Annotated in this window: 11 protein-coding genes and 1 pseudogene; 5 read left to right on the top strand and 7 right to left on the bottom strand. The window is 38.4% G+C overall.

All coding sequences use genetic code 11. The annotated features are described in order from the left end of the window. Positions 1-41: 41 nt before the first annotated feature. The gene (locus UYK_RS0122280) at positions 42-248 is read right to left on the bottom strand and encodes an SH3 domain-containing protein (protein ID WP_235182373.1); all 207 of its coding nucleotides are present in this window, start codon (positions 246-248) and stop codon (positions 42-44) included. Between the two features lie 90 nt (positions 249-338). Then, positions 339-603 (bottom strand): annotated as a pseudogene (locus UYK_RS25435) (transposase); the annotation flags it as partial. A 168-nt stretch (positions 604-771) separates the two neighbouring features. Here UYK_RS25435 and UYK_RS0122275 point away from each other — a divergent pair. After that, complete coding sequence (locus UYK_RS0122275; RefSeq protein ID WP_009456923.1) at positions 772-957, top strand: hypothetical protein; 186 nt, start codon at positions 772-774, stop codon at positions 955-957. 60 nt (positions 958-1017) lie between these two features. Here UYK_RS0122275 and UYK_RS0122270 read toward each other — a convergent pair whose 3' ends face one another. Continuing rightward, a complete protein-coding gene (locus tag UYK_RS0122270; RefSeq protein ID WP_009456924.1) occupies positions 1018-1407 on the bottom strand; it encodes a hypothetical protein in 390 nt (129 codons plus the stop codon). 420 nt (positions 1408-1827) lie between these two features. Between UYK_RS0122270 and cutA the strand changes: the two genes are divergently transcribed. Together cutA and UYK_RS0122260 are read left to right on the top strand one after the other, a co-directional pair. Further along, positions 1828-2151 carry a divalent-cation tolerance protein CutA gene (gene cutA, locus UYK_RS0122265; protein ID WP_009456925.1) on the top strand — a complete coding sequence of 108 codons (324 nt, stop codon included), beginning with the start codon at positions 1828-1830 and terminating at the stop codon, positions 2149-2151. Between the two features lie 79 nt (positions 2152-2230). After that, a complete protein-coding gene (locus tag UYK_RS0122260) occupies positions 2231-2611 on the top strand; it encodes a phosphomannose isomerase type II C-terminal cupin domain (protein ID WP_009456926.1) in 381 nt (126 codons plus the stop codon). 95 nt (positions 2612-2706) lie between these two features. On the opposite strand, the gene UYK_RS0122255 is transcribed toward UYK_RS0122260, so the two are convergent. Further along, positions 2707-2982 carry a hypothetical protein gene (locus UYK_RS0122255; RefSeq protein WP_009456927.1) on the bottom strand — a complete coding sequence of 92 codons (276 nt, stop codon included), beginning with the start codon at positions 2980-2982 and terminating at the stop codon, positions 2707-2709. Between the two features lie 175 nt (positions 2983-3157). Beyond that, positions 3158-3619 (bottom strand): VOC family protein, encoded by a 462-nt coding sequence (locus tag UYK_RS0122250; protein ID WP_009456928.1) that lies wholly within the window; start codon positions 3617-3619, stop codon positions 3158-3160. A gap of 77 nt (positions 3620-3696) precedes the next feature. On the opposite strand from UYK_RS0122250, the gene UYK_RS0122245 reads away from it, so the two are divergent. Then, entirely contained in the window at positions 3697-4191 is a 495-nt protein-coding gene (locus UYK_RS0122245) for a DUF4385 domain-containing protein (protein WP_016872188.1), read from the top strand. A gap of 40 nt (positions 4192-4231) precedes the next feature. Here the strand turns inward: UYK_RS0122245 and UYK_RS0122240 are convergent, their stop codons facing one another. Beyond that, a complete protein-coding gene (locus UYK_RS0122240; protein ID WP_009456930.1) occupies positions 4232-4741 on the bottom strand; it encodes a hypothetical protein in 510 nt (169 codons plus the stop codon). 468 nt (positions 4742-5209) lie between these two features. Between UYK_RS0122240 and UYK_RS0122235 the strand changes: the two genes are divergently transcribed. Further along, positions 5210-5716 carry a TM2 domain-containing protein gene (locus UYK_RS0122235; RefSeq protein ID WP_009456931.1) on the top strand — a complete coding sequence of 169 codons (507 nt, stop codon included), beginning with the start codon at positions 5210-5212 and terminating at the stop codon, positions 5714-5716. On the opposite strand, the gene UYK_RS0122230 is transcribed toward UYK_RS0122235, so the two are convergent. Further along, positions 5713-6324, bottom strand: coding sequence for a DUF2996 domain-containing protein (locus tag UYK_RS0122230; protein ID WP_009456932.1), 612 nt, complete (start codon positions 6322-6324; stop codon positions 5713-5715). The two genes, UYK_RS0122235 and UYK_RS0122230, sit on opposite strands and share 4 nt — an antisense overlap. Positions 6325-6554 lie beyond the last annotated feature (230 nt).

Genomic DNA, 6554 nt, shown 5'->3' with positions numbered 1-6554 from the left:
AGAAAATAAAATCATCCCGCAAATATGCAACGCCCTCGAAATTATTGAGGATCATTGCAAACATAATCAGCGCGAACCCAACCCAAACTTCTTCCATGTCCGACATTCCACCAATAATAACGATCTCGACCGTATTGTCCAGATAGAATGTTTACAATGTTACCGTTGGGAATTTCTTTAATCTTACGGAAACTTGTTCCAGATCCACTGCGAAGGGTTAGGCGACCATTATCATCATTGGTACACACATAAGCCACATCATCTGTACTAGATGCTATGTTATTAGGACCTAGTCCAGGGCCTATTTCTGCTTTGACTGGTAAGAGGATGTTTTAAAAGTTTTTAGAGGTTAAAGTTGCCTCGGATGGACTTGGATGGTGTTGATGTTCTATGCGAACCCAAACTCTTACGACTGTCGTGGATTTTTAGCCAAGTCCCGTCTTTACGCCAATTGCGAAAGTACGTATAGAGCGTTTGCCAAGTTGGAAAATCCCCTGGTAGCGATCGCCATCTGACTGCTTCTACCAAAATGTAGAAAATCGCGTTTAGGACTTGCCACATATCGACTTCACGCTTACGACCACCCGGTTTTGCTTCTGGAATTGTTCCAAGCTCAGGTTGCTGGGGTAAGCTTTACTTATACCACTGTCTCGGTGCTGTTTACTATCTATTCACAGCGTATACTGAGAGAGCTTTTTTACAACATACTCGACTTTTCAAACACCCTCTAAGTTTAAATCTAGCATCTTACAAATTGTGAGCGGGGGAAAGATGGAATCACAAGCTAAGGAAGTTAAACAAATTGCTACACAGTTATTAGCGGCTATGCTTGCTAATCCTCATATATATGCAACAGTCAGTGATGAAGGAGCTAAAGGTCAGCAAGAGCAAGAATTGATCATAATCGCCATTGAAATGGCTGAAAATTTAATCACCAGAGTTGAAAATCAAAAATAATGCAATAGGGCAGTACTTATAGTATTTGCCCTACAGTTATTGATCAGTAAATTGGTAAAGTCAAAATTTAGTCACTGTAACATTAATACCAGAATTGATTTGTTTTGGAGTCTTGAAATATTCTATTGGCTGGAGATACTCAGGAGTTTGATTTTTCCGCTCTTCACATTCTTTGATGACCAGACCAGGATTCTGAATTAACTCAAGTGGATCAATCCTGGTGCATCCCTGCTCCCTGACTACCGTAATGGAATTTGCAGTTGTTTGTAGAGGATTGTTGCGGTTGCTGATATTACTCCACCTGTTATTAATTGTCACTGGTTTAGTAACCAAAAAACCTGCTCGATTACTGCCATTAGTTACTGGAGTATCCGCCTGGTTGGCATAGGCGCTTGGAATCAAACTAAGTGTACCAATTAAAAATGCCAAATTTAGTAGTAAGCATTTCATAAATTCAATTTCTCATAAATAAATACCTACTATTAATTTTGGCTGATTCTACTTTAAGCTGCACTATAGCTGGACACTTTTTGATTCTGCAACATCCGGGTTAAAGGTAAGTTAAAGGTTTTGACGGTATACATCACCGCACCGCGTCTTCCTATGTCCTGTTTCTTTACCTCCATCCATAACAAGTTCAATTTTGCCTAATCACCTAGACTAGATGCAGCAAAGTGTGACAGTTTGGCAACTAGCCGCAGTTCTACCAATGAGAGATGACCAAAACTACAACGCTGGATGAAACTAGCGATCGCACAATTGACTAAAGTTTATTAGTAATAGATTTTTTGGAAAAACTTAGGTACACTAAATAACGTCTAATTTTGAGAAAAAGTCAAGTATTTAGATAACAATATCAAGAATTTTCATATGAAACTTTACTACATTACCTTAAATAACGCAGATGAAGCCCGTCAGATAGGTCGTGCTTTATTGGAACAAAAATTAGCCGTTTGCGTCAATTGGTTCCCTATTACTTGTGCTTACATATGGAAAGGAGAAATCACAGAAGAGCCAGAAATGGTTTTAATTGTGAAAACTCAAGCTGGATATCGGGAACAAATTGAAGGAGTGATTCGCCAGTATATTAATTACACTAACTTTATTGCCGAAATTTCACCCACCGAAATCAACCAACACTTTCTTGAATGGTTAAATGCAGAAGTTCCCTTAAATTCATTAAAAAAGATGTAGTTAAAAATTCTATAGCAGTAGTTATTTTCACCTTGGGCTAGAGAACAATAATAATAGTTGTCTAGTTAAGAAACTAGTTATGACTCGAAATGAGAACTGTAATACTCAGTCGAAAGTCAATCAATCTTCTTCCCATATTGATACACGATATTGGGGCAAAGTAGAAGTCATAGAAAAAGGGAATAACTACAGTATTAATCGTATAGAAATTAAGCCAAAGCACGGCATTAAACCACAAATCCATTATCACCGTGGTGAACACTGGGTCATTGTTTCTGGTACAGCAAAGGTTACTTGTGGTCAGGAGGAAAAATTTCTTAATAAAAATCAATCAACTTTTGTTCCTCCTGCAACACTTCATCAGGTAGAAAATCCAGGATTTATCCCACTGATTATTCTGGAAATTCAGAATGGCGAGTACTTGGGTGAAGATGATGTAGAACGCCCAATATCAATCTAGTCTGGCTTGTAGCACAAATTGTATCTTACAAAAATCATAGGGTGGGCAATACCCCGCCCTATAGGATATAAATTAAATATATATTTTCTCATTTGTTATTGCGGGGGAACAAGGCTAGCAGTTTTTGTAGCACTGTTCCAAACTATCCAACCAAATTGATGATCTAAGTTATCATCAGTGTTTGCTACTTTAAAATAAAGTTTTTCACCGCCCTTCATTTCAATAGCAAAATCAGCATTTTGAGCATATACCACCTTAAAACCTCTGTCTCGCAAGCAATACATCGCCCAGGCTTTTAATGACTGTTTTGCTGGTTCGTGTGGGATTGGAGGTTTTTTGATTGCTTCTTCAATGACTTGGAAAATTTGCATATTAGTCAATAGTCAATTGTCAATGGTTATTGGTCATTTTTCATTTGTTATTTGTCACTATATTATTCTCCTCACACTCCCCAAACTCCTCACACCTTCTTCCTAAATTTTTGAATTTTACTCAGTTGAATTTTGAATTGTTTTCTCCCCATCTCCCCATCTCCCTTGTCCTCCTTCAAATGGGATCGCAGCGGATTTCAATCATAAAGCCATCGGGGTCATAAAAATAGACACCGCGTCCAGTAGGGCGAGTAACTGGACCGTGGGCGATCGCAATTTGGTTTTGTCTGAGTACTTCGACGGCGCGATCAAAACTCGGTGGATCTATGTCGAAAGCAAGATGATAAGCTCTGGTAAAAGTGCGTTCTGGATTGGGATCTGGTGGTAATAATTCTGGTTCCCAAAATAAATCAAGGATAGTCCCATCAGGAGTAATAAAGTTAGCTACTTTTCCCTGGACAACTAAATCCTTTAACGTTTCTGGAACTTCATCACCTGTGAGTTCATGTAGACCCAGAATATTACCGTAGAAGTGTCGTGAAGCTTGCATATTCTGGACATTCAAAGCAATATGATGTACACGCCGCAAGTCTCCTGGAGTCAAAACAGAGTTGAGAGAGTAGGGGCTGGATAGCATAACTTTACTAAAATTTACTTTCGAGGATAGATGGCAAAGATTTTTTTAAAATCTATTTTTAATAATAAAAAGCTATCATGATATTTGATTATTCACTAGATTTTCAAAATATCAATTTTCGACAACACCCTGAATTGTATTGTATTGGTAAAGGTGAACAGGGTGTGCTTTTGGTAGAACCATATAAATCGGAAATTTTGCCGCATTGGCTGTTTAAAACACCAGATATTGCTCGAGAATCTGGCAAAAAAATCTATGAAATGTTTCTAGCTTATCTTGATCAGGATGATTTTGTGGGCGCAGATATGGCACGGAAATTTTTACAAATGGGTTACACGCGATCGCGCCGTTATGCAAACCACAAAAGTGGCAGAAAATATAAAACCAATCTCCAAAAGGCTGGCTCCGCAGAAGCCGAAAAGCAAGCGAGAAATGAAATCTCACCTTATGAACTAGACCCAATTAAAGCTGAATCAGCAAACATCTTTAAACAAAAGTGGATACAAGCTAAAACTAACGAGAAATATCTCCAACTTGTAGCCAGACATAAACAAATGTACGAACAAAAATAATTTCCCGCTATAACGCAAAGCCTTTAGCGATGGGACTGTGTCAATCAGAAATTCTCAGCTTCAACGTCACCTCGCCAGCAGCTGGTTCTGTCCATAATCTTCTTTTGCCGTTTTGATCAGTTGCTATTATACTTCCTTCTATTTTTGATTGCTTATTAATTAAGACTGTGGCATAGTATATCGTGTTTTGCACCTTTGTATTGTAAGTAATTTGATTTGGTTGTGTTAACCGCGCTGCTGGAGAACATGCAGCTAATTCTTTACGGTTTTTGCTGTCGTATATATTCATCAATAATTGCTGTGGTGAAGTATTTCTTGTCCGAAAAACTCTCACAGTCTTGCCATTATTAGTATTAAAAAGTAAGGTTGTATCGCTTTTATCTTGTCTATCGCAACTTGTAACTTTTGTATTGGCTTGTGCTAATACCTCTTTTTCGACTTGTTCTTGCGACGCAGTAGATTCAGAGCCAAATTCTGCTTTGGCTGATGTACAAATAGATAAAATTCCTAAAAAAGCAAGAAAAAAGAATATAGATTTTTTTGTTAGCATGGATAGATGTACCTAAAATAGCTAGTATTTTACTATTACACTTATCACAAGTATTCACAACTGAGTACAAAATCAATCTTAAATTTGTAAGCCACGTCAACACTGTCTAGCCAGCCATCTACCAATCTCGTTGTATTACCTGCTTAGTTCCTAGTTGTGACATAAAAATTAATATTCTGTATTTTTAGTCACTGCGAGTTCTAAATTTATTCGACCAGTTAGTTATCTTAGAATTAAGTGGGTTAGCGTTAGTCAAATCATGGTCGTAGTGATAATGTTTGCAACCGCCGACTACTTAATATAGAGGCGAGTTTAGCAATATTTTAGTCAACTTAGAAATTCCTTATGTCTATACAAACTCGTTCCTACCACCAAATCTAATATAAAAGTCTATTGCCACAAGAAACAAAAAACAATAACAAAACTGTCTAAAAACCAAGAATGAAGAGTCCAAGGGGTTGAAAAAAGATGAATGCAGAAAACCATACCAACAAAGACCATCAAGAACGTCTATTTGTCTCCTACATCTTGAGTGCAGGTTGGTTTTTGGGATTGGGAGGATTACATCGTTTATACAATGGCAAAATTGGCACGGGTTTGTTATGGTTAGTGACCTATGGTGTTTTTGGCATCGGTCAATTTATAGATTTGTTTTTCATCCCCAATATGGTAGATGAACATGAACTAAAACTAAGATTAAAAGCAGGTTTGTCGCCCTTTGGTGTACCTTTGGAACAAGCTGTAGTTGCTTCACAAGTATATCGTCCCACTGCTAATCAACTTATTGTCAAACTCATCGAGGCTGCTGAAAGTCGGGGTGGAATGATCACTGTTACTCAAGGTGTAAAAGCAACTGGAGCCAGTTTTGCAGAAGTAGAAACAGCTTTAAAAGACTTACTGAAATCAGGTTATGTGAGGATAGATAACGACCCCATGACTGGAGCTGTTACCTACCATTTCTACGAGCTAGGTTAATTTCTCCCCAGCCACTTCTGACCATTTAATCGCTGCATCAAACCATACACCAGTAAATCTAGTGTGGTTTTGCGTTCATCAATTAAAAATGATTCCAAAGTACTGGGGCGTTTCCCTTCATTGCAGGAAAAAGCTTTTTTCCCTTGAATATCTTCATCGGGAAAATATAAATTGAAGTGGCGTACGCCATCTGCAAAGTTGCCAACAACTTGCCAACACTCACCGAGTTGTTCCATCCCTTTGATGGGAACCGGCTGTTTTACAAAAGAAATTTGTAAGTCTTTTACCCCTTCTTGGGCTACAGCTTTTTGTAAAGCAGGTAAGTAATATTGTTGGATAAACTCTGAAAACGGCTTATCTTCAACTGCTGGTGGTTTTTCTTTCTTAGCAGCCTTGGCGGCGGGTTTTTCCCCATCTGCTGCTTTAGCTGCGGCGGCGGGTTTTTCCCGCTTGGGTGGTGCAGTTGTAGTTTTAGCAGCATTGGGGTTTGTGTCTGGATTTGCCGCTTTTGGATCTGGCGCGTTGGAAGTGGGAATGTCTGTCGCTTCCGGGGAATCGGCGCTGGGAGCCACCTCTCCCGCTTCATTGTGATTGGTTTGTTCTGTCATTGCTCAGATCAATCCTTATGTATAGCTTTTAGGGAAGCTTGGGGAGCGATCGCTCACCTTGAGATACCTTAGATAGGGGCCACTTTCATTTTGACATAGCCAAGATAGTCTACATATACTTACTCCTATTTGCAAGTAGCCCATGCTAAAGTTGTATAAATTTTTCCAAGTTTAAAATTTATTGATAGTGACAATAATTTTAAATCTTAATATAGACCTAAATTCAAATC

This window comes from Fischerella thermalis PCC 7521 (assembly GCF_000317225.1).
Lineage (GTDB): Bacteria > Cyanobacteriota > Cyanobacteriia > Cyanobacteriales > Nostocaceae > Fischerella > Fischerella thermalis.
Note: the sequence above shows the minus strand (reverse complement) of the source record. Positions and strands in the feature narration are given on the sequence as shown.

Bases quoted from the DNA above. Each gene is read 5' to 3' on its own strand.
- UYK_RS0122275 (WP_009456923.1), top strand. From the start codon at position 772: ATGGAATCACAAGCTAAGGAAGTTAAACAAATTGCTACACAGTTATTA.
- UYK_RS0122270 (WP_009456924.1), bottom strand. From the start codon at position 1,407: ATGAAATGCTTACTACTAAATTTGGCATTTTTAATTGGTACACTTAGT.
- cutA (WP_009456925.1), top strand. From the start codon at position 1,828: ATGAAACTTTACTACATTACCTTAAATAACGCAGATGAAGCCCGTCAG.
- UYK_RS0122260 (WP_009456926.1), top strand. From the start codon at position 2,231: ATGACTCGAAATGAGAACTGTAATACTCAGTCGAAAGTCAATCAATCT.
- UYK_RS0122255 (WP_009456927.1), bottom strand. From the start codon at position 2,982: ATGCAAATTTTCCAAGTCATTGAAGAAGCAATCAAAAAACCTCCAATC.
- UYK_RS0122250 (WP_009456928.1), bottom strand. From the start codon at position 3,619: ATGCTATCCAGCCCCTACTCTCTCAACTCTGTTTTGACTCCAGGAGAC.
- UYK_RS0122245 (WP_016872188.1), top strand. From the start codon at position 3,697: ATGATATTTGATTATTCACTAGATTTTCAAAATATCAATTTTCGACAA.
- UYK_RS0122240 (WP_009456930.1), bottom strand. From the start codon at position 4,741: ATGCTAACAAAAAAATCTATATTCTTTTTTCTTGCTTTTTTAGGAATT.
- UYK_RS0122235 (WP_009456931.1), top strand. From the start codon at position 5,210: ATGAATGCAGAAAACCATACCAACAAAGACCATCAAGAACGTCTATTT.
- UYK_RS0122230 (WP_009456932.1), bottom strand. From the start codon at position 6,324: ATGACAGAACAAACCAATCACAATGAAGCGGGAGAGGTGGCTCCCAGC.